This window comes from Amycolatopsis alba DSM 44262, from assembly GCF_000384215.1.
In the GTDB taxonomy this organism is placed as follows: domain Bacteria; phylum Actinomycetota; class Actinomycetes; order Mycobacteriales; family Pseudonocardiaceae; genus Amycolatopsis; species Amycolatopsis alba.
The window spans coordinates 3,905,861-3,925,065 of the sequence record NZ_KB913032.1 but is presented as its reverse complement, the minus strand read 5'-3'; the positions used below and the strand labels follow the sequence as shown (position 1 = coordinate 3,925,065).

General features: G+C 69.0%; 23 protein-coding genes. 11 read left to right on the top strand and 12 right to left on the bottom strand.

The window, feature by feature from the left end; translation table 11 throughout:
* Positions 1 to 5 precede the first annotated feature (5 nt).
* A complete protein-coding gene (locus AMYAL_RS0118620) occupies positions 6 to 959 on the bottom strand; it encodes a S41 family peptidase (protein ID WP_020632818.1) in 954 nt (317 codons plus the stop codon).
* Positions 960 to 1,147: 188 nt separating this feature from the next.
* Between AMYAL_RS0118620 and AMYAL_RS0118615 the strand changes: the two genes are divergently transcribed.
* Together AMYAL_RS0118615 and AMYAL_RS0118610 are read left to right on the top strand one after the other, a co-directional pair.
* Positions 1,148 to 1,735, top strand: a complete 588-nt coding sequence (locus AMYAL_RS0118615; RefSeq protein WP_020632817.1) for a TMEM165/GDT1 family protein — start codon at positions 1,148 to 1,150, stop codon at positions 1,733 to 1,735.
* Between the two features lie 88 nt (positions 1,736 to 1,823).
* Positions 1,824 to 2,495, top strand: a complete 672-nt coding sequence (locus AMYAL_RS0118610) for a DUF998 domain-containing protein (RefSeq protein ID WP_020632816.1) — start codon at positions 1,824 to 1,826, stop codon at positions 2,493 to 2,495.
* A gap of 32 nt (positions 2,496 to 2,527) precedes the next feature.
* On the opposite strand, the gene AMYAL_RS0118605 is transcribed toward AMYAL_RS0118610, so the two are convergent.
* Positions 2,528 to 3,169, bottom strand: a complete 642-nt coding sequence (locus tag AMYAL_RS0118605) for an IclR family transcriptional regulator (RefSeq protein WP_020632815.1) — start codon at positions 3,167 to 3,169, stop codon at positions 2,528 to 2,530.
* Complete coding sequence (locus tag AMYAL_RS0118600) at positions 3,166 to 4,020, bottom strand: hypothetical protein (protein WP_020632814.1); 855 nt, start codon at positions 4,018 to 4,020, stop codon at positions 3,166 to 3,168. Before AMYAL_RS0118600 ends, AMYAL_RS0118605 begins: the two co-directional genes overlap by 4 nt.
* An 85-nt stretch (positions 4,021 to 4,105) precedes the next feature.
* Here AMYAL_RS0118600 and AMYAL_RS0118595 point away from each other — a divergent pair, with 85 nt between their 5' ends.
* The 3 genes from AMYAL_RS0118595 to AMYAL_RS0118585 all read left to right on the top strand — a co-directional run bounded on the left by AMYAL_RS0118595 (position 4,106) and on the right by AMYAL_RS0118585 (position 7,966).
* The gene (locus AMYAL_RS0118595; RefSeq protein WP_020632813.1) at positions 4,106 to 5,278 is read left to right on the top strand and encodes a homogentisate 1,2-dioxygenase; all 1,173 of its coding nucleotides are present in this window, start codon (positions 4,106 to 4,108) and stop codon (positions 5,276 to 5,278) included.
* 118 nt (positions 5,279 to 5,396) lie between these two features.
* On the top strand, positions 5,397 to 7,214 hold the full coding sequence (locus AMYAL_RS0118590) for a substrate-binding and VWA domain-containing protein (protein WP_020632812.1): 1,818 nt from the start codon (positions 5,397 to 5,399) through the stop codon (positions 7,212 to 7,214).
* Positions 7,215 to 7,225: 11 nt separating this feature from the next.
* Positions 7,226 to 7,966, top strand: a complete 741-nt coding sequence (locus tag AMYAL_RS0118585; RefSeq protein WP_020632811.1) for a hypothetical protein — start codon at positions 7,226 to 7,228, stop codon at positions 7,964 to 7,966.
* Between the two features lie 133 nt (positions 7,967 to 8,099).
* Here the strand turns inward: AMYAL_RS0118585 and AMYAL_RS0118580 are convergent, their stop codons facing one another.
* Entirely contained in the window at positions 8,100 to 9,107 is a 1,008-nt protein-coding gene (locus AMYAL_RS0118580; RefSeq protein WP_026467213.1) for a hypothetical protein, read from the bottom strand.
* A gap of 95 nt (positions 9,108 to 9,202) precedes the next feature.
* Between AMYAL_RS0118580 and AMYAL_RS0118575 the strand changes: the two genes are divergently transcribed.
* Positions 9,203 to 9,991, top strand: a complete 789-nt coding sequence (locus AMYAL_RS0118575) for a DUF2470 domain-containing protein (protein WP_020632809.1) — start codon at positions 9,203 to 9,205, stop codon at positions 9,989 to 9,991.
* On the opposite strand, the gene AMYAL_RS0118570 is transcribed toward AMYAL_RS0118575, so the two are convergent.
* Complete coding sequence (locus AMYAL_RS0118570) at positions 9,988 to 10,449, bottom strand: PPOX class F420-dependent oxidoreductase (RefSeq protein WP_020632808.1); 462 nt, start codon at positions 10,447 to 10,449, stop codon at positions 9,988 to 9,990. The two genes, AMYAL_RS0118575 and AMYAL_RS0118570, sit on opposite strands and share 4 nt — an antisense overlap.
* Positions 10,450 to 10,472: 23 nt before the next feature.
* On the opposite strand from AMYAL_RS0118570, the gene AMYAL_RS0118565 reads away from it, so the two are divergent.
* From AMYAL_RS0118565 to AMYAL_RS0118555, 3 genes are all read left to right on the top strand, one after another.
* Positions 10,473 to 11,270, top strand: coding sequence for a CPBP family intramembrane glutamic endopeptidase (locus AMYAL_RS0118565; protein ID WP_020632807.1), 798 nt, complete (start codon positions 10,473 to 10,475; stop codon positions 11,268 to 11,270).
* Positions 11,271 to 11,283: 13 nt separating this feature from the next.
* Positions 11,284 to 12,495 carry an arginine deiminase gene (locus AMYAL_RS0118560; RefSeq protein ID WP_084702129.1) on the top strand — a complete coding sequence of 404 codons (1,212 nt, stop codon included), beginning with the start codon at positions 11,284 to 11,286 and terminating at the stop codon, positions 12,493 to 12,495.
* A gap of 157 nt (positions 12,496 to 12,652) precedes the next feature.
* Entirely contained in the window at positions 12,653 to 13,204 is a 552-nt protein-coding gene (locus AMYAL_RS0118555) for a ferritin (RefSeq protein ID WP_020632805.1), read from the top strand.
* Positions 13,205 to 13,288: 84 nt separating this feature from the next.
* On the opposite strand, the gene AMYAL_RS0118550 is transcribed toward AMYAL_RS0118555, so the two are convergent.
* From AMYAL_RS0118550 to AMYAL_RS0118530, 5 genes are all read right to left on the bottom strand, one after another.
* Entirely contained in the window at positions 13,289 to 14,128 is an 840-nt protein-coding gene (locus tag AMYAL_RS0118550) for a hypothetical protein (RefSeq protein WP_020632804.1), read from the bottom strand.
* Positions 14,125 to 14,637, bottom strand: a complete 513-nt coding sequence (locus tag AMYAL_RS0118545; RefSeq protein ID WP_026467212.1) for a SigE family RNA polymerase sigma factor — start codon at positions 14,635 to 14,637, stop codon at positions 14,125 to 14,127. Before AMYAL_RS0118545 ends, AMYAL_RS0118550 begins: the two co-directional genes overlap by 4 nt.
* A gap of 205 nt (positions 14,638 to 14,842) precedes the next feature.
* Positions 14,843 to 15,196 carry a DUF952 domain-containing protein gene (locus AMYAL_RS0118540; RefSeq protein WP_020632802.1) on the bottom strand — a complete coding sequence of 118 codons (354 nt, stop codon included), beginning with the start codon at positions 15,194 to 15,196 and terminating at the stop codon, positions 14,843 to 14,845.
* Between the two features lie 83 nt (positions 15,197 to 15,279).
* Positions 15,280 to 16,164, bottom strand: a complete 885-nt coding sequence (locus AMYAL_RS0118535) for a DUF5926 family protein (protein ID WP_020632801.1) — start codon at positions 16,162 to 16,164, stop codon at positions 15,280 to 15,282.
* Between the two features lie 82 nt (positions 16,165 to 16,246).
* Entirely contained in the window at positions 16,247 to 16,822 is a 576-nt protein-coding gene (locus tag AMYAL_RS0118530) for a hypothetical protein (protein WP_020632800.1), read from the bottom strand.
* Between the two features lie 350 nt (positions 16,823 to 17,172).
* On the opposite strand from AMYAL_RS0118530, the gene AMYAL_RS0118525 reads away from it, so the two are divergent.
* Positions 17,173 to 17,382 carry a hypothetical protein gene (locus AMYAL_RS0118525; protein WP_020632799.1) on the top strand — a complete coding sequence of 70 codons (210 nt, stop codon included), beginning with the start codon at positions 17,173 to 17,175 and terminating at the stop codon, positions 17,380 to 17,382.
* A gap of 53 nt (positions 17,383 to 17,435) precedes the next feature.
* Positions 17,436 to 18,605, top strand: a complete 1,170-nt coding sequence (locus AMYAL_RS0118520) for a cytochrome P450 (protein ID WP_020632798.1) — start codon at positions 17,436 to 17,438, stop codon at positions 18,603 to 18,605.
* A 28-nt stretch (positions 18,606 to 18,633) separates the two neighbouring features.
* Here AMYAL_RS0118520 and AMYAL_RS45965 read toward each other — a convergent pair whose 3' ends face one another.
* Positions 18,634 to 18,879 (bottom strand): PIN domain-containing protein, encoded by a 246-nt coding sequence (locus AMYAL_RS45965; protein ID WP_020632797.1) that lies wholly within the window; start codon positions 18,877 to 18,879, stop codon positions 18,634 to 18,636.
* A gap of 26 nt (positions 18,880 to 18,905) precedes the next feature.
* Positions 18,906 to 19,157 (bottom strand): hypothetical protein, encoded by a 252-nt coding sequence (locus AMYAL_RS0118510; protein ID WP_020632796.1) that lies wholly within the window; start codon positions 19,155 to 19,157, stop codon positions 18,906 to 18,908.
* Positions 19,158 to 19,205: the final 48 nt, after the last annotated feature.

Below are 19,205 nucleotides of genomic sequence, written 5' to 3'. Positions count from 1 at the left end.
CTGGTTCAGCCGAGCCGGGCGAGCGTGAGCCGCGCCTCGTCGGCGACCGGCCGCCGCACCCCGGAATCCCCCAGTGTCAGCACGTGTTCCAGCGCCAACGCGTACGCGGTGTCGAAAGCGGCCTCGACGTCGACGGCGATGTCGGGCCGGACACCGACGCCTTCCCAGTTGGTCCCCGTGACCGGGTTCACGGCCCGTCCACCGGGGACGGTGATGTCCAGGTAGGTGTCCACTTTGTACTGCCGACGCGGGTTCGCCCCGCCGCCGGTGACCGCGCCCACCGTTTTCGCCCGATCGAGTTGCTGCAACGAGTAGCTCAGGTCCTCGGCGCCGGAGAACGTCGTCGGCCCGGTCAGCACCCACACCGGCTTGTCCGCGCCGAACTTCCGGCCCGGCACGTACGGCAGCGTCCAGAACTGGTTCGTCACGTCGCCGTCGCGCAGATAAATACTGTTGTAGTGCACGGGCTCGTCGACCAGGTAGCTGATCAGCAACGCGACCGCCATCGGATCGCCGCCCCGGTTCTCCCGGACGTCGACGATCAGCGCGTCGGTGGTCGCGAGCAGCGTCATCGCCGCGGAGAGGGCCTCGCCTGCGATGTCCGGCCCGTAGAGCAGCTTCGTCTCCAGGTAGCCGACGTTCCCCGGCAGCCGCCGCGCCGACGCGATGCCGTGACCGTTCAGTTCCGCCTCGCGCCGGAACTGCTCGGGATCGAAGGACTCCCCGTCCACCTCGGGCAGCGGGTCGACGTGATGCCGCAGCCGCAGATGCTTGTCCCCGTTGAGCGACTGCAGGTCCTGGGTGACCGCGACGGCGAACGCCTCGTCGTCCAGCCCCGCGTACGCGCCCTCGCTCAGCTTCGCCTGCAAGACCACTGTCAGCTTCTCGGCGATGTCAGGGAACACGTAGTGGTTCCGCAACCGTCCGCACACGTCGTCGATCCGCGCTCTCTCGTCCACGATCGCGGACGCTACCAGCGAAGCCGGAAAAAAGAATTCGGTTCGCCGAAATCTCCTTTCCGCCCCGCCGAGAAACACAATTCGCCCGCGCATGCCGCACGATTCGGAAAAACGATCAGCTTGCCTTTCTCTGAATCGCACCTTTATCGTTGCAGCGAAAGGGGTGAGAGATCATCATGTCTGGCTCGATGCTGGCGCTCATCAGCGCGTTCGGCCTGGTACTGGCGGTGGAACTGCCGGACAAGACCCTCGTCGCCACCTTGGTCCTCACCACCCGTTTCCGTGCGTGGCCGGTATTCGTCGGGGTCACCGCCGCATTCGCCGTGCAATGTGCGATCGCCGCCACTTTCGGCAGTGTGCTCACTTTGCTGCCGGAGACACTGGTGACAGCGATCGTCGCCGCGATGTTCGGTGTCGGTTCGTACATGCTCCTTCGCGAAGGGTTCAGCCCCGGACAGGACGGTGGCGAAGACGCCTCGCGCTCCGGAGCGGGTCCCGCGACCTTCCTGCGCTCCGCGCTGACGTCGTTCGGCGTGCTGTTCGCCGCGGAGTGGGGTGACGCCTCTCAGCTCGCGACGGCCAGCCTCACGGCCCGCTTCGGGAACCCGTTCGCGGTCGCGCTCGGCTCCTTCGTCGCGCTGGTCGCCGTCGCCGGGCTCGCCGTCTTCATCGGTGCGAAGGTGCGGAACCGCATCCGCCCGAAGCTCATCCAGCGCGTGGCGGGCTTCGTCTTCGCCGGATTCTCGCTGTTCGCGCTGGCCCAGCTGGCCTTCTGAGGCGCACGGCATTTTCACAGGTTCGCCGGGTAACCTTTCGGGAACGAAAAGGTGAACACCCGCCCCGACGTGCCTGGAGAAACCGGTCGTGACCTCGCCCAAGATCCTCGCGGCCCGTGCCGTCTCCCCACTGCACGGCAGGCTCGCGATCTTGGGCATGGCCGTCGCCGTCGCGATCTCGATCGACCTCCACCTGCGGCTGTCCAGTCAGGTCAGCCCGGTCTGGCAGACGCTGTCCGAGTACGTCTACGGCTATCTTTCGCCCGGTTCGACCGCGGCCCCGCTGTTCGGCGCGATGTGCCTGGCGCTGGGGTTCGGTTCGCTCGCCCTGCTCGGCGGTATCGCGAAGGCGCACCGCCGCGGTTACGAGTCCGTTCTCGTCCTGCTCGGCGTGTGGTGCGCCGGGCTGCTCGTCCTCGCGCTCGTCCCTGTCGACCCGGAAGGCCAGGCCCGTTCGCTGGCCGGGCAGATCCACAACTACGCCGCGCTGACGGCCTTCCTCGCGCTTCCCGCCGCGGCCTGGGTGCTGACCCGCCCCGGCCGGGCGCGCTGCCCCTGGGAGCCGCGTCGCACGACGATCCGGCGGCTTTCGGTGGCCAGCTTCGCCGCCGTGGTGATCGTGCTCGGCGGTTTCGTCTGGACGATGATCACCGGGCCGTCACACCAGGAGGTCACGCTCGGCCTGTTCGAGCGGCTCCTGTTCGCGGTCGATCTCACCCTGCTGGCGACCATGGTGCGCCCGCTGCTCAGCACCCGCTGACTAGGCGGTGTCCTGTACGTACAGGACACCGCCTACTCGGGCTGCTTCAGCACCTCGGCCAGCCGGACGGCCGCCCCCACGACCGCGGGCCCGACCACGGAGGCGTCCAGCGGCTCCAGTGAGACGACGCCGAGGCTGGCCTTCAGACCCGGCACCCCGCGCACGGGCGCGGCGACTCCGGAAGCGCCCGCCTCCAGCTCACCGGACGACGTCACCCAGCCTTCGCCGCCGCCGGGGCGCAGCGTCATCGCCTTGCCCGCGGCACCGGCGGACAGCGGATGGCGCGTGCCGACGCGGTAGGCGACGTGGAAGCTCGTCCAGGACGGTTCGACGACCGCGACGGCCTGCGCCTGGTCCCCCTGCGCGACCGACAGGTGCGCCGTCGCGCCGACCTTCTCCGCCAGCTCCCGCAGGACCGGCCTGGCCGCCTCCCGCAGCTGCGGGAGGACCTGCCCGGCGAGCCGGAGCAGGCCGACGCCCAGCCGCACCTTGTTCCCGTCACGCCACACGAGGCCGCGTTCGGAGAGCGGGACGAGCAGCCGGTAGACGGCGGCCCGGCTCGCGCCGATGGCGACGGCGAGTTCGGAGATCGTCGCCGCCTCGCCACCGGCGTCCGCCACCGCTTGCAGCAGCGCGAGCCCTCTGTCGAGGGTGAGGGACCCTTCGCGGGTCACAGCAACCCGAGTTCCCCGAGGTCGGCGACCGGCTCGTCGAACGAGGCCGCCGCGTAGGAGGCGAAGAGCCCGCGAACGGCCTTCGCGGCCGGCTCCGACATCTCCTTGGCCTCGCTCGCCAGCGCGTCACTGTCGGTCGATTCGAGCGCGGCGCGCACGTCGCCGCCCGAGAGGCACCGTGCCGACGCGACGATGAGGTTCAGGAACCCGTGATGGGTGAATCCGCTGGTCTCGTCGGTGTGCCGGACGGCGCGGTGCAGGCTGTTGGTCGCCTTGAACGACGCCCCGGTCGAGCCGCTGACCACCGCGAGGAAGTCCGCGACCTCGTCGACGCTGGGGAAGTTCTCGCCTGCCTTGCCGCCGCAGCGGATCTTCGGCCAGCTGCCGTGCTCGATGACCTTCCGCACGCCGTCCAGCCAGCCGACGCCGCGGCGCGGCTCGACCACGCGGATGACGTCCTCGGGCACGAACTCGGAGACGCGCTCCAGCCAGACCTCGTCGACGTCCGACGGGGCGGGCATCTCCACCATCCGCAGGGCGAGGATCTCGCTGCGCGACTCGACGATGGAGATCGCCTTCGGGACCCCGCCGAGACCGGTGTCGATGATCAGCGACAGCGGTAGCGGTTCCTTGGGTTTGATCTTGATGAGTTCGGTGATGAGCTCGGGCAGCCTCGACGCCTGGCACAGGAACACACCGAGGACGCCGGAGTGCTCACCGGCCCTCGACGCGAAGTGCGCACGCAGCGCTTCGGGCATGGACGCCTCACCGGGCGGGAACAACGCCGAGTCGTCGACGAGCCGCGCGAACAGGGGAGGGATTCCTCGGGGGCCGGGTGGCGTGAGTTCCACAGCGCTTGACACGACTGACACGCTAGTAGCGTACGACATCAGGACAAAATCGTTCGCACAACGGACACGTTCCGGGGAGATTCCGATGCCTTACTACCGGCAGGTAGGCGAGATCCCGCACAAGCGCCACACGGCGTTCCGCAAGCCCGACGGTGGCCTGTATGCCGAGGAACTGATGGGTGTCGAGGGCTTCTCGGCGGACTCGGCGCTGCTCTATCACCGCGGCCTGCCCACCGCGATCGTCGACGCCGTCGCGATCGAGGACGAGCGCGGCCCTATCACCCCGAACCACCCGCTCAAGCCCCGCGCGTTCAAGACCCACGACCTCAAGTTCGGTGACGCCGACGCGGTCACCGACCGGCGGCGGCTGTTCGGCAACGCCGACGTCACCATCGGCTTCGTCCACGCGAACCGGCCTTCGCCGCTGTACCGCAACGCGGCGGGCGACGAGCTGTTCTACGTCCAGGGCGGCAGCGCGACCGTCGAGACCATCTACGGCTCGCTGGAGATCGGCGACGGCGACTACCTCGTCATCCCGACGTCGTGCACCTATCGCGTGCTCCCGCACGACGACGGCGTCAAGCTGCTGACCATCGAGGCGCGCGGCCACATCGGCCCCCCGAAGCGGTACCTGTCGGCGAAGGGCCAGTTCCTGGAGCACTCGCCGTACTGCGAGCGCGACATCCGCGGCCCGTCCGAACCACTGGTCGCCGACGGCACCGACGTCGAGGTCCTCGTGCGGCACCGCGCCGGGCTGACGCGCTACACCTACGCGACCCACCCGTTCGACGTCGTCGGCTGGGACGGCTGCCTGTACCCATGGGTGTTCAACATCGACGACTTCGAGCCGATCACCGGCCGCGTGCACCAGCCGCCGCCCGTGCACCAGACGTTCGAGGGCCCGAACTTCGTGGTGTGCTCGTTCTGCCCGCGCAAGGTCGACTACCACCCCGAGTCGATCCCGGTGCCGTACAACCACGCGAACGTCGACTCCGACGAGCTGATGTTCTACGTCCGCGGCAACTACGAGGCGCGCAAGGGCTCCGGGATCGAGGTCGGCTCGCTTTCGCTGCACCCGTCGGGGTTCACGCACGGGCCGCAGCCCGGCGCGGCGGAGGCGTCGATCGGGGCGCAGTTCTTCGACGAGACCGCGGTCATGGTGGACACCTTCGCGCCGCTGGAGCTCGGCGAAGCGGCCGACGCGTCGGAGGACGACGGCTACGCGTGGACCTGGTCCGGACGCGGTCCGGGTGCTTGACGGCCCCCTCGCGGCCGTGGCGGGATAAGTACCGCCACGGCCGCAACGGTTCGGCAACGCCAAGCCGGACAAGGCGAAACCTCCGGATAATCGGTGTTCCCACCGGCGGAGGTTCTCCATGGTCGTGAATCCTCAGCAGTCCCGCGGCGGCCGCAAGGTCCTGGCGTTCGCGGCCGCGGCGGTGGTCGCCATCGGCCTGATCATCGGGTTGCGCGCGATCACGAGCGACTCCGGCGAGGAGGCCGCGGCGGCGAAGTGCACGACGGGCGACGCGGTCAAGTTGCAGGTGTCGTCGTCGCCGGAGAAGGCGGGCGTGGTCTCCGAGATCGCCAAGGACTACAGCGGCCGCACGGTGGCCGGTCGCTGCGTCGACGTGCTCGTGCAGTCGAAGTCCTCCGGGACCGCGATGCAGGCGCTGTCCCGCGGCTGGAACGAGGCGGTGGACGGCCCGCGGCCGGACGTCTGGACGCCCGCCGCGTCCGGCTGGGTGAACCTGCTGCGCCAGAACCTCACCGGCACCGATCATCCCGCCCTGGTGCCCGAGGGCGACCCGGAATCGGTCGCGAACGCGCCACTGGTCGTCGCGATGCCGAAACCGATGGCCGAGGCGCTCGGCTGGCCGGGCAAGGGCATCGGCTGGAAGGATCTCGCGGCGCTCGCCACGGATCCGCAGGGCTGGGCGAAGTACGGGCATCCGGAATGGGGGAAGTTCCGGCTGGGCAAGACGAACCCGAACATCTCGACGTCCGGTCTCAACGCCACCATCGGCGCCTACTACGCGGCGACAGGCACTTCTTCGGACCTCACCGCGAACGCGCTCGCGAAGCCGGAGGCGCGGACGTTCGTGCAGAACGTCGAGCAGGCCATCGTGCACTACGGCGACAACACGCTGACGTTCCTGACGAACCTGCAGAAGGCCGACGACCGCGGCGCGGCGCTGTCGTACATCTCGGCGGTGACGGTCGAGGAGAACTCGCTCGTCGGCTACAACCAGGGCAATCCCACCAACGACCCGGCGAAACGCGGCCAGCACGCGCCGCCGAAAGTGCCGCTCGTCGGGATCTACCCGAGCGACGGCACGCTCAACTCCGATCACCCGTTCGCCGTGCTGAACTGGGCCGACGACGTCCACAAGCAGGTCGCGGCGGACTTCCTCGCGCATCTGCGGGGTGCCGAGGCGCAGCAGAAGTTCAGCGACATCGGTTTCCGTACGTTCGACGGGAAGCCCGGCTCGCAAACCACGAAGGAGAACGGCGCGCAGCCCGACGGGAAGCTCAACCTGATCCGCCCGCCGAGCCCGCCCGTGCTGACCGAGGTGCTGAAGTCGTGGAAGGACCTGCGGAAGAAGGCGAACGTGCTGCTGGTCGTCGACGTCTCCGGTTCGATGGGCGACAGCGTCAGCGGGACCGGGAAGAACAAGATGGATCTCGCGAAGCAAGCGGCCGTGGCGTCGTTGCCGCAGTTCAGCGACGCGGACAAGGTCGGGCTGTGGATGTTCTCGACGAAACTGAACAGCGACAAGGACTACTTCGAGCTCCGTCCGGTGTCGCCGATCGGCGGTGAGCCGGGCAGGCAGGAGCTGGCGTCGCGGCTGAACGGGCTGACGCCGCAGAGCGGGACAGGGCTCTACGACTCGTCGCTCGCGGCCTACGAGTACATGAAGCAGAACCTGGATCCGAACGCGATCAACGCCGTCGTCGTGCTCACCGACGGCCGGAACGAGGATCCGGGCGGCATCGACCTGCCGAATCTCCTCGGGCAGCTGCGGACCGAGGGCAGCGGCGAGGCGGTGCGGATGTTCACCATCGCCTATGGCTCCGACGCGGACTTGAACGTGCTCAAGGAGATCGCCGAGACCACCCAGGGTGTGGGATACGACTCGTCCAAACCGGACTCGATCGACCAGGTCTTCACCGCCGTGATCTCGAATTTCTGAGATCCTCGGATATGCGCTTCGTTCGTGAGCTCGCCGAACCGTGGGGACTGCTCCTCGCGGCGACGTCGGCGGGGGCGGCCTGGGCGGTGCAGCTGCCGGTGGTCGCCGCGCTCGGCGTCGGCGTGACCGTGCTCGCCGCCCGCGCCGGGGTCGCCGCCGCCACCCGTGCGAAACCCGCTCCAGAGCCGGAAGAGCGGGCTCTGCCCGAGGTCGAACCGGGTTCTCCCGAGGCGGACTGGCTGCGGCGCGCGGAGGCCGCGGCGCACGGCTTCCGGTCGATTTCGGATTCGCTCGAAGCCGGACCGCTCGCCGACCGGGTGGCCGACATGGAACCGGTGGTGCGGGAAACCGTCGACACGCTCCGGCGGCTGGCCGGCCGCGCGACGGCCACCGCCAAGGCGTTGACGCGGGTGGACGTCGGCGCGGTGTCCGCCGAAAAGGCCCGGCTGCGGAAGGAACTGAAGACCGCCGACGACGACATCCGCGGCGACCTGACGCAGTCGCTCGAAGCCGTGCAGGCGCAGGAAGACGTGCACGCGCGGCTTTCGAGCGCGCAGCGGAAACTGCTGGCACAGCTGCGATCCGGCGCGCTCGGGCTCGACGGGCTGGTCGCCAGGGCGGCGGAATTGTCAGCCGCCACCGGCGATTCGCTGCTCGACACGACCACGATCGGTGAGCTGGGCGAGCAGCTGGAAGGGATCCGGCGGGGTGTCGTGGAGACCGAGGAAGCGACGCGGCGCTCACTCTCGTGAGTGGCAAGGACCCTCATCACCGAGACCGAGTGTGGAGGATTCAGGACGTTCAGCGTCCCAAATCCTCCACGCTCGACCACCAGCCACACCAGTGGGTAGGCAAACACGAGTCCACCAGAACCGTCCTCGCCACTCACGAGCTGAACTTGACCGGCCCGAAAACCGCGTGACCGGGCACTCCGGCCTTCGCGGCCTTTCCGGCCACCGGCATCCCGAGTACCCAGAGCCGTCCGGTCGCGGCGATCCCGGCGGCCAGCGACGGATCCGATCCACCGGCGCGGACGGTGACCTCACGGCCGTCTGGCAGCACCGTCCGGCCCTTCACGGTGACCATGCCGAAGAGGTTGACCGACGCCGGTCCGGAGATGACGGCGAGTTCGGTCCAGCGCGGCTCCGGGGACGGCCGGGCCATCACGAGGGCCGTGATGGCGAGCCCGATCGTCGCGAGCAGGCAGAGGGCGGCCAGTACCTGCAGTTCCGGCACGAGAAGGCTGCGGCGGTCCGGGAGGTCGACGGCGACCCAGATCGAAAAGCCGGCCGCCACCAGCGTGACACCGGCGCCGAGCAGGTAGTAGGAGGACAGCAGCCGCCGTTGCAGGGTGAGCATCCGCCCCGGCGTGACCGGCTCGGCCGCCAGCGGCTTCGAACCCTTCACGGGGGCGTCCCGGAACTTGCCGCGCCGCGGGCCGATGATGCCGGGAAGCAGGAAGAACGGGCCGAGCACCCACAGCCGCCGCTGGGCCGCGAGTTGCGCGCGGAGCGGGGCGGGCAACCGGACGACGAGCCAGCGGCCGTCGAGCGGGACGCTCACCCGCGAACCGGCGACGACGGCGTCGTCCAGCCCGCTCACCAGGCGGAACGGCTTGGCGGCGAGCTTCCGCATCGGCGAGAATCCGGCGAGTACGAGGTAGCCGAAGTAGAGCGAGACCGGTGTCATGAAGGTGAGCAGGAACGCGGGCACGGCGACCCCGTACCGGCCTGTCACCGCCAGGACGACGCCCAGCACCACGAGCAGGCTGGACGCGAAGGCCGTCGTCCCCGCCGTCACGGTGAGCCGGTCGAGCAGGGGCACCAGAACTGGCATGTCCGCCGCCCGCACCCCTTCGGGTGGTTCGAGCACCTGGATTCTGCGGTCTTCCACCTGGTCAACGTATACGCGCACGACGAGAAGTGATCCAGGCTACTTCCACTCGCTGCGTAAATCAGGTTAGGCTCACCTAACTTAGGAGGTGAGCCGTGACCACACCGACGTCCATTCGCCGCCCGCCGGCGCCGAACCCCGCGGAACGCGCGAAGACGATCGCCACCCGCAACGGACCGGCGACGCTCATGCCGACCGCCGAACAGCGCGACCAGCCAGGACAGTACGGCCGCGTCATCCCCGAACTGCACCACGTGCACCCGAGCGGCAGCGTCAGCATCCTGCTGCCCGACGAGCACCACCTGGTGAAACGCGCGCACGAAGCGCAACGCGGCGAGCTCGCGGTGATGGTCGAACTGACCGATCAGGCGCCGGTCGACCTGCGTGAACCCATCCGCGGGCTGCTGTGGATCACCGGCTGGCTCCACCCGCTCTCCGAGGTCTCGGCGCGCGCCCGCGCGGTGTCCATCGCCGAAACCCGGCCGGACGAGCGGCTGCTGGACGTCGGGCACGGCGTGACGCTGCTGAGGCTGACCCCGGCGTCGCTGGTGCTCGCCGACGCCGAGGGCACGCACTCGCTCCGGCCGCACATGTTCAGCGCCGCGCCGCCGGACCCGTTCCACGACTACGAAGCCGCGTGGCTGCAACACCTGGAGAGCGACCACGCCGACGTCGTCGCGCAGCTCGCCAAACACGTTCCCGCCGAACTGCGCGACGGCTGGATCCGGCCGCTCGGGCTCGACCGCTACGGCCTGCGGCTGCGGGTCGAAGCCGACTCCGGCGACCACGACGTCCGGCTCGCGTTCTCGCGTCCGGTCGACGGCCCGCAGCAGCTGAGCGGCGAGATCCGCAGGCTCGTCGGCTGCCCGTATTCGTTCGGTTAGGCGAGTTCCGCCGGGAAGCCGCCCTTGGCGATCGGGCCCCACGAGTCGATGGTGACGCGGATGATGCTCTTGCCCTGCTTCACCATCGCTTCGCGGTACTCGTCCCAGTCGGGATGCTCACCCGAGATCGCGCGGAAGTAGTCGACCAGCGGCTCGACCGAATCGGGCAGGTCGAGCACCTCGGCAGTGCCGTTCAGCTGGACCCACTGGTCGTTCCACTCGTCGGACAGGACGCAGGCGGACACTTTCGGCTCACGCCGGATGTTGACCACCTTCGCGCGCTTCGGGTACGTGGAGATGACCAGGCGGCCTTCGCCGTCGACGCCGCAGGTCACCGGGGAGAGCTGCGGGGCGCCGTCGGCCTTGGTGGTCATCAGGATGGCGCGGTGGCGGGTGGACAGGAAGTCGACGAGCGCGGCACGGTCGACGGTTTCGTTGGTCGCGATACTCCTGGGCATGACCCGACGGTAACGTGCGGCCGATGAGCTGGCTGCGTCCCGAACGCCCGGCGCTGCCGGAGTTCGTGGAAGACCCGGCGCGCCGACGAGCGATCGTCATCGAACTCGTCGTGGTCTTCGGGATCACCCTCGGCCTGTCCGGGCTGCGCAGCCTGTTGTCCCTTGTGGACTCGCTGCTGCAGCCTGTCCCGCTGGCGCAGCAACAGGCCCAGCTCAACGTCCCCCAGGCGACACTGAGCCTGGTCGACCTGCTCAAACAGCTCCTGAGCGCGGGCCAGCTGATCGGCTGGGGCGCACTCGGGCTGTACCTGTTGTGGCGCGGCGGGATGAAACTCGCGGAGATCGGCCTCGACAGAACGCGGCCCGGCCGTGACGTCGTCCACGGGCTCCTGCTCGCCGCGGTGATCGGGATTCCGGGGCTGGGCCTGTACTTCCTCTCCTACAGCCTCGGGTTCAGCCTGTCGGTGCAACCGTCCACTTTGGGCGAAACGTGGTGGCGTCCGATCACGTTGACGTTGTCGGCCTTCGGGAACGCGTTCGCCGAAGAGGTGCTCGTCGTCGCGTATCTGCTGACCAGGCTGCGGCAGCTCGGACTGCGCGAGAACACCTCGCTGGTCGCGTCTTCGGTGCTTCGCGGGTCGTATCACCTGTATCAGGGATTCGGCGGCTTCGTCGGCAACGTCGTGATGGGCCTGGTGTTCGGCAGGCTGTGGCAGAAGACGAACCGGCTGTGGCCGCTGATCGTCGCGCACACCGCGCTGGATTTCGTGTCCTTCGTCGGATACGCGCTGCTCAAGGGGCGAGTTTCCTGGCTTCCCTAGCTACTGTGAACCGGTGATTGACGAGACGACTCCACCCCGAGTTGACAGCGAAGTCGGCCCCCTGCGTGCGGTGCTGCTGCACAGGCCCGGCAACGAGCTCAAAAGGCTCACGCCTCGCAACAACGACCAGCTCCTGTTCGATTCCATCCCCTGGGTGGACCGCGCGCAGGAGGAGCACGACGCGTTCGCCGAGGTGCTGCGCGGCCGCGGTGTCGACGTGCTGCTGCTGGCGGACGCGCTGCGCACGGCGCTCGGTGACCCGCGTGCCCACGCGGCCGGTGTCCACGCGGCCGTCGACGAGCGGCGGCTCGGGCCCGACCTGGCCGATTCGCTCCGTTCCCATCTGTCGAGCGTCTCGCCCGCCGTGCTGGCCGAGGTCCTGATGGCGGGCATGACCTTCGAGGAGCTGCCCGCCGCCGAGGGTGCCTCGCTGGTCCGGCTGATGAACCATCCGAACGACTTCGCCGTCGACCCGCTGCCCAACCTGCTGTTCACCCGTGACTCGTCGGCGTGGATCGGCAACCGGGTCGCGGTCTCCTCGCTCACCATGCCCGCCCGCGTCCGCGAGACCGCGGTGCTGGATCTGATCTACGCCTACCACCCGTGGTTCCGTCACGCGGCCCGCGCGTACGGCGCGCATTCGGCGCCGATCGAAGGCGGCGACGTCATGCTGCTCTCGCCCGGTGTCCTGGCCATCGGCGTCGGCGAGCGGACCACCGCGGCAGGCGCGGAGTCCCTCGCCCGGTCGGTGTTCGCCGACGGGATCGCGCACACCGTGCTCGCCGTCCCGATCCAGCAGACCCGCGCGACCATGCACCTGGACACCGTCTGCACGATGGTCGCGGCCGACGCCGTGGTCATGTATCCGCTTTCCCGTGATTCGCTGACCGCGTTCACCATGCGCCCCACCGACGACGGTTCGGTGAAGGTGGAAGGACCAGCCCCATTCCTCACCGCGGCCGCCGAAGCAATGGGAATCGACCGGCTCCGGGTCATCGACACCGGACTCGACCCGGTCACCGCGGAACGCGAGCAATGGGACGACGGGAACAACACCCTCGCCCTCGCTCCGGGCGTCGTCGTCGGGTACGAGCGTAATGTGGAAACCAACGCACGCTTGGCGGAAGCCGGTATCGAGGTGCTGGCCATCACCGGGTCCGAGCTGGGCTCGGGCCGGGGCGGGCCGCGGTGCATGTCGTGCCCGATCCGGCGCGAAAGCATCTGAAACAGAAATAAAGTAAGCCTTCCCTAATTGATTGCCATTAATTAGGGAAGGCTTACTTAATTGAGGTGGACCTATTATTGGGAATGGTAACCTAATAGGGGGTACATCACCAGACAAAAGTGGAAATCCACCAGGGGAATGACGTATCTTCGAATACATGGCCCTCACCAAGAAGCAACCGCGCTCGAAGTTCTACGAACTGCTGCAGGCGCAGATCCACAACGAGTTCAACGCCTCCCAGCAGTACATCGCGCTGGCGGTCTGGTTCGACGCCGAGGACCTGCCGCAGCTCGCGAAGCACTTCTACAAGCAGTCCGTCGAGGAGCGGAACCACGGTATGGCGCTCGTCCAGTACATGCTGGACACCGACCACCACGTGGAGATCCCCGGCACCGGCGACGTGCGCAACGACTTCTCCGACGTCCGTGAGCTCATCGAGCTCGCGCTGCAGCAGGAGAAGGACGTCGCGACCGACATCCAGCAGCTGGCCAAGGCCGCTCGCGCCGAAGAGGACTACATCGGCGAGCAGTTCACGCAGTGGTTCCTCAAGGAGCAGGTCGAAGAGATCTCCCAGATGTCCACGCTGCTCAACATCGTCAAACGCGCCGACGGCAACCTGTTCGAGGTGGAGAACCACCTGCACCGCGAGGCGGTCGGGGACGGCGGCACCGACTCGAGCATGCCCCCCGTCGCGGGCGGCGCGCTCTGACCCACTGACCAACGCTCCCACCACAGGGAAAACCCGTGCTCTCCCCCTTGGAGCAGCACGGGTTTTCCCTTTTTCGCGGCCGCGTCAGCCGAACTGGCAGTCCTGGTTGATGCTGGTCAGCAGGATACTGACGGTCGACCCGTCCTTGGCCACGAAGATCCGGTACGCGCTCACCGCGCTCACCGGCGCGACATACGCGCCGCCGTCCTTGGTGCTGCCGGGATAAGCGGCGAGGATGTCCGCCTCGGTCGAACCGACCCCGATCCCCTCGGGGGTGTGCACCGTGCCGGACGGGTTGATGACGGTGATCCCCTCGGCCTCGGTCAGCGACACCGACGTCGGCCCGGGGACGGCGGCGCCCTCCGCGTAGCCGTACGTACAGGTGCCCCGGACCTCTTTCGCCCGCAGCGGACCGGCGGTGGCTTCCGCCTCGGACTCGCTCATGCCGAGCCGGAGCTTGCCGAAACCGGCGGAGGTCAGCAGCGCGCCACTGGTCACCTTGCCCTGCATGGGCGGCTTCGTGGCGGCGGTGCTCTTCGGCGGCCTGACGGGCCCATCGGAGACCGTCGAATGCGACGGCACGGACGTCGGGTCCGGCGGCTCCGGCGCCGACGACACCGGCGGCGCCTCGCTCCCCGGCCCCGGCCGCACCAGCGTCGACGAGGCCGCGCCCATGGTCAGCTGGTCTCCGGGAAAGGCCGCGCCGTTGTCCGTGTCGTGAATCGTGAAGACGGTGAGCCCACCGCCCACCATGATCACGGCGGCGGCCATCCCGCTCGTCGTCTGCATCAGCTGACGGCGGCGACGGCGGCGACGGGCACCCGCGACGATCGTCTCGGGATTCAGCGTGGATCCCGCGCCCAGCCGATCATCGGAGAACAGGTCGCGCAGCTTCTGCTGCACGTCTTCTTCGGACATGTTCATCCCGCTTCCCTCCCTTCGTCCTTGGGCTCGAACAGCGCGAGCTTCGTGCGCAGCGACGCGATCGCCTTGCTCGCCTGGCTCTTGACGGTGCCCTGACTGACGCCGAGCGAATCCGCGATCTCCGCTTCGGACAGCCCCTCGTAGTAACGCAGGACCATCACCGCGCGTTGCCTCGGCGGCAGCGCGCGTAACGCCAGCCACAGCGGCTCGTGCTCGAACGGGTCGGCCGGGCTGTACGGCTGGGTGTCCGGGAGGTCGGCGACCAGGCTCTCCCGTTTGGTGCGGCGCCAGCGGCTGATGTGCGCGTTGGCCATCGAACGGCGGATGTAGGCCATCGGGTCGCCGGTCTTGTGCTGGACGTAGGACCAGCGGGAGCCGATCTTCTCCAGCACGGTCTGGACCAGGTCGGCCGCGTCGTGCGGGTTCCCGGTGAGGGCGTGCCCGTACCTCAGCAGGCCGGGCAGGCTGGCCTGCACGAAGTCGCCGAAGTCGGTGAGCTCGCCCGGCACGTCTCTCCCTCGGCTCTCGCCGGCTCCCCAGACGTCCGTGCTCGGGATGACCGTCGCGGCAGCGGTCACCGTATCGCCTCCTCCCGCGCTCACCGGGCCAGGTCCACCTGGCTCACCTCTCCCGAAACGCATGACCGCCCCCACAGGTTGTCTCTTGCCGCGAACACTTTCGGGAGACGCCCGGCCGGATGAGGAGTTGCCTGCCTCAGCGTCTCGACACGGACTCGGGAATTCTGAACGAACCGTCCCCCTGAACAGGGAATTCGTGCACGGCCACTACGGCGTTACGCGGTATCGGGCCGTACACGTGGGGGAACTGGACACCGGCCGGATGCGGCGGGTCGCCGTCCTCCCAGACCACGGGCGCGCCGACGAGCGCCGGGTCGATCTCCAGCAGCACCAGGTCGGTGCGGCCGGGGAACACGGCGTTGGCCGGGATATGCGCGGTTCCAGGGTCCGAGCAGTGGATGAAGCCGTCGGATTCGAGGGACGCGGCGGTGTAGACGCCGCCTTCGGGCACCTCGGCCCACTCGCCCTTGGCGCAGATATGAAGGATCACGCGACCATCCTCGCGCACTTCGTCCGCTGAACGCGGCGGTTGCGCGTGCAACCACCGCGTTCAGCGGACGAAACGCGGGGTGGTCAGCGGATGGTGAGCTGCCGGCCGATCAGGCCGTCGCGCGAGCGGCGCTCGGCGGCGTTGAGCGGCTCGGTGTCGAGGGACTTCAGAGCGGCGTCGAGGCGGACACCGAGCTGGTCCTTCGCGTCGGCCCACTCGCGGGCGTGGGCCTCGGGGTCGAGGTCCCACACCGGGACGAGCAGCCCGTGCGCGCGGAACGAACCGGCGTAGCGGGAGCCCTCGCCGAGGCCGAGTTCACCGGCCGCGGACAGCCGCGCAAGCGCTTGCAGCAGCAGGTTCTCCGGTTCGGGGCGAACCCAGCGCAGGTGCGCCTTCTCGCCGGCGAGCACCCAGTAGGCACCCGCGCCGAGGCGCTCGGTCGGCATGATCGCCGCGTTCGCGCGCTCCAGCGACAGCGCGACGTCTCCGCTCGCGTCGGCGTCCTCGGGCAGCCACCAGGCGAAGTCGTTGTAGAGCGTGGCGTCGAGCTCGACGCCCGTCTCGAGCAGGTCCTGCAGGCGGGCCTTCTCGTCGGCGGTGGGCGGCGTCGTGGTGTCCGGCACGGACAAGACGTCACCCTCCTTGGCGTCCAGCACCCACTGGAGCGCCCGGCCGAGGTCACGGCTGATGTCCGAAGACCGGGTCTGCACCTGCATCCCGATGTAGCGCTCGCCGTCGGACCGGACGAACGCGGCCGCCGCCATCGGCAGCACCGTGCCGAGGGTGACCTTCTCGCCGGAGCCCGCCAGCGTGAGCGACGCCGTCGCCGAAGGGACGAACTCGCGCAGCGCGATCAGTTCGGTCTCCGCCGCGAGTCCCTCGAAGGGCTGGCCGACGAAGACGTCGCGCACCTTCGGCTTGCGATCCGAGGTCGTCTTGGGACCCTTCTTGCGCGAACCCTTGCCCACGTCAGCCTCCTCAAGCTCGGTTCGAAACGCTATCGCGGGAAGGGCGCGCGCCTCGTAAGGCCCCCGCCCTTCCCGCGCGCGATCAGGACCGCGAGGCCGGACGACGGCGCATCAGCACCGCGCCACCGGCGCCCGCCACCCCCGCTCCGGCCAGCCCGGCGATCAGCCAGCCTGCCGAAGCGGGCTCGTCGACGGGCCCGCCACCGGTCTGCGGCGCTCCCGCGGGCACCTTCGCGACCTGCTTCTTGACCGGCTCCGACTTGGCCGGTTCCGGCTTCTTGGCCGCCGGGACGACCTTCACCGTCGCCGCGCGCTCGTTGGCGTCGCACAGCAGGACGAACAGCAGATCGCCGGACTTGACGTTCGACCGCACCTGGTAGGTCACCTTGACGTCGGTGCCGCCGTCACGCTTGACCGACTTGTCGGAGAGCTGCGTGACGCCCTCCGGAGCGACGATCGAGAAGTCGTGCGGCGTGACGCAGCGGCCCTGCGCGGTCACCTGCCCGCCCGCCTCGACGGTCTTCGGCGACACCCAGAACTTGGTGCCCTTCGGCTTCTCCGGCATCTCTACCGGTGCTTCGGCGGCGAAAGCGGTCGCGGGCAGCAGCGCGAGCGCGGCGGCGGTGACCCCGGCGAAAACGGCATGACGAATACGCATGGAAATACCCCAGTTCCCGAAAGAGACGAATTCATTCCGGACCAGACGGCCACGGAATCCCCTTGCCGTCCCGCGCTACCGCGTTCCGACACCACTAGAGACGCCAAGCGATGCCCGAGGTTCACCGGGGTTGGTAACGAAACCGTCGCGGACGACACCCCTCCGTCCACGGGGTCTACCGGATCGGCCGGTTTCAGCGGCCGATCGGGTATCACGCAAACGTGACTGAAAACGGTTGTCATCATCCGGTCGATCTAATCGCGGGTGATCAGCCTGCCGTTTTCCCCTCACCGCACCGAATACTCGATGACGGCGCCATCCGGCGTCGTAGTGCGGAGAAGGGATCACAGATGAGCACCTCGAAACGCCGGGCCGCGCTGGCCGCGTTTCCCGTGGCACTCGGGCTGATGCTGGCCGGCCCCGCCGTGGGTACGGCTTCGGCCGCGCCACAGACGAGTTCAGCCGACCAGGCTCGCCACTGCTTGCTGTTGTGCGTCGGCCACCACGGGCACCATCACCACGGCATCGGCCTGCACCTGGGCCTCTGGCTGCATCTGTGACCCCCGCGCCGCGCCGGGACGGGCTCCCGGCGCGGCGCGGCTACAGTCGGGACGTGTTCGACCTCGCCGACCCGGCCTTCCTCGCGAATCCGTATCCGTATTTCGCCGAACTCCGCGAGCGCGGCGAAGTCCACCGCCACGACGGCCTCGGCATCGCCGTGGCGGTGTCGCACGCGGCGTCGGGCGCCGTCCTGCGGCATCGCGGACTCGGCCGGATCTGGCAGGACGCGCTGCCGGTGGAACGGTTCGCGTCGTTCAACCTGCTGCACCGCAACTCGCTGCTGGAGAACGAGCCGCCCGCCCACACCCGGCTACGGCGGGTGATCGCGGGCGCGTTCGGGCGCGGGCACGTCCAGCGGCTGCGGCCGATGGTCGCCGAACTCGCGGACGGCATGGTCGCTCGCCTCGCCACCGAGATCGCCGAAACCGGGTCGGCCGATCTGCTGGCGCACCTCGCGCAGCCGTTGCCGGTCGCCGTCATCGCGGAACTCCTGGGCGTCCCGATCGAAGACGGACCGCGCATGGTCACCCTTTCGAACCACATCGTCAAGATGTACGAATACGGACTCGCCGAGGAGAAGCGCGACGCCGCCGAAGCCGCGGCCGCCGAGTTCGTCGACTACCTGCGTGGGGTCGCGAAGCAGCGCGCGAACTCCCCCGGCGAGGACATCGTCAGCGATCTCCTGCGCAGCGAGCTCACCGAGGACGAACTGGTCGCGACCGCAGTCCTGCTGCTGATGGCCGGGCACGAGGCGACGGTGAACGTCATCGGGAACGGCGTCAACGCGCTGCTGACCCACCGCGACCAGTGGGAGCGGCTGGTGACCTCCCCGGATCTGCTGGACCCGTGCGTCGAGGAGCTGATCCGCTTCGACGCGCCGCTCCAGCTCTTCGAGCGGACGGCGACCGCCGACGTCGAGATCGCCGGATTCCGGGTGGCCGAGGGCGAGAAGATCGGCGCGCTCCTCGGCGCCGCCGCACGGGACCCGAAGGTGTTCGACCGGCCGGACACCCTCGACATCGGCCGCACCCCGAACGCGCACCTCGGCTTCGGGATGGGCATCCACTACTGCGTCGGCGCCCCGCTCGCGCGGGTGGAGATCGCGGCCGCGCTGACCTCGCTGGCGACGAAGCTGCCCGATCTGGAGCTCGCGGAGATGCCGGAGCGGCGGCCCGAGTTCGTGATCCGGGGCTTGCGCTCGCTACCGGTCACCACGCGATAGCAAAGGTCCCCTGCTCTCTTTCCGCTGGTCAGCGAGCCGTTTCGGGGTAGAGCGTGAAGTGGGAGACGTGCACCGGCTTGATGTGCTCGAAATGGCGGCGGTCCACCGTGGCCACCTCGACCGTTTTCAGCCTTTCCGCGGTGGCCACGACCGCCGCGTCCGCCAGGCCGAGCGGCCAGTCCGAGTACTGCCGCATCAGCACGGCCATCCGCCGGAAGTCGTCGTCCATGGGGTGATAGAGCGGGTCGGCATCCACCACGATCGGACGCGCCATCGACTTCGTTCGTTCTCGTTGTGAAGTCAGGCGACTTCTTGGCCGCGCACCACGGCCTTCACGCGCTCGGACGCGTCAGCGGGAAGATCGAACATCCCCAAGAACGACGGCGGCGAGTACGGCTTCGAAGGCTCATCCGCGACCGGCTCAGGCCTGCGGATTCCATGACCGGCGAGCCTCGTTTTCACCCCACGTGAAGAACGCAGACCGAGCACCGCAGACCTGGCCCGGCCGATCTCCCCGGCGGGCAGGTCACACTCCTGCTGGTCGCTGTTCATACCGCCATGTTACCGAACGATCCGCTTTCGGCAGAGTGTGTGGATCCG

What these genes read in the sequence shown, in the direction of transcription:
- AMYAL_RS0118615 (WP_020632817.1), top strand. Translation starts at nt 1,148, where the DNA reads ATGCTGGCGCTCATCAGCGCGTTCGGCCTGGTACTGGCGGTGGAACTG.
- AMYAL_RS0118595 (WP_020632813.1), top strand. Translation starts at nt 4,106, where the DNA reads ATGCCTTACTACCGGCAGGTAGGCGAGATCCCGCACAAGCGCCACACG.
- AMYAL_RS0118590 (WP_020632812.1), top strand. Translation starts at nt 5,397, where the DNA reads ATGGTCGTGAATCCTCAGCAGTCCCGCGGCGGCCGCAAGGTCCTGGCG.
- AMYAL_RS0118585 (WP_020632811.1), top strand. Translation starts at nt 7,226, where the DNA reads ATGCGCTTCGTTCGTGAGCTCGCCGAACCGTGGGGACTGCTCCTCGCG.
- AMYAL_RS0118570 (WP_020632808.1), bottom strand. Translation starts at nt 10,449, where the DNA reads ATGCCCAGGAGTATCGCGACCAACGAAACCGTCGACCGTGCCGCGCTC.
- AMYAL_RS0118565 (WP_020632807.1), top strand. Translation starts at nt 10,473, where the DNA reads ATGAGCTGGCTGCGTCCCGAACGCCCGGCGCTGCCGGAGTTCGTGGAA.
- AMYAL_RS0118555 (WP_020632805.1), top strand. Translation starts at nt 12,653, where the DNA reads ATGGCCCTCACCAAGAAGCAACCGCGCTCGAAGTTCTACGAACTGCTG.
- AMYAL_RS0118550 (WP_020632804.1), bottom strand. Translation starts at nt 14,128, where the DNA reads ATGAACATGTCCGAAGAAGACGTGCAGCAGAAGCTGCGCGACCTGTTC.
- AMYAL_RS0118530 (WP_020632800.1), bottom strand. Translation starts at nt 16,822, where the DNA reads ATGCGTATTCGTCATGCCGTTTTCGCCGGGGTCACCGCCGCCGCGCTC.
- AMYAL_RS0118525 (WP_020632799.1), top strand. Translation starts at nt 17,173, where the DNA reads ATGAGCACCTCGAAACGCCGGGCCGCGCTGGCCGCGTTTCCCGTGGCA.
- AMYAL_RS45965 (WP_020632797.1), bottom strand. Translation starts at nt 18,879, where the DNA reads ATGGCGCGTCCGATCGTGGTGGATGCCGACCCGCTCTATCACCCCATG.
- AMYAL_RS0118510 (WP_020632796.1), bottom strand. Translation starts at nt 19,157, where the DNA reads ATGAACAGCGACCAGCAGGAGTGTGACCTGCCCGCCGGGGAGATCGGC.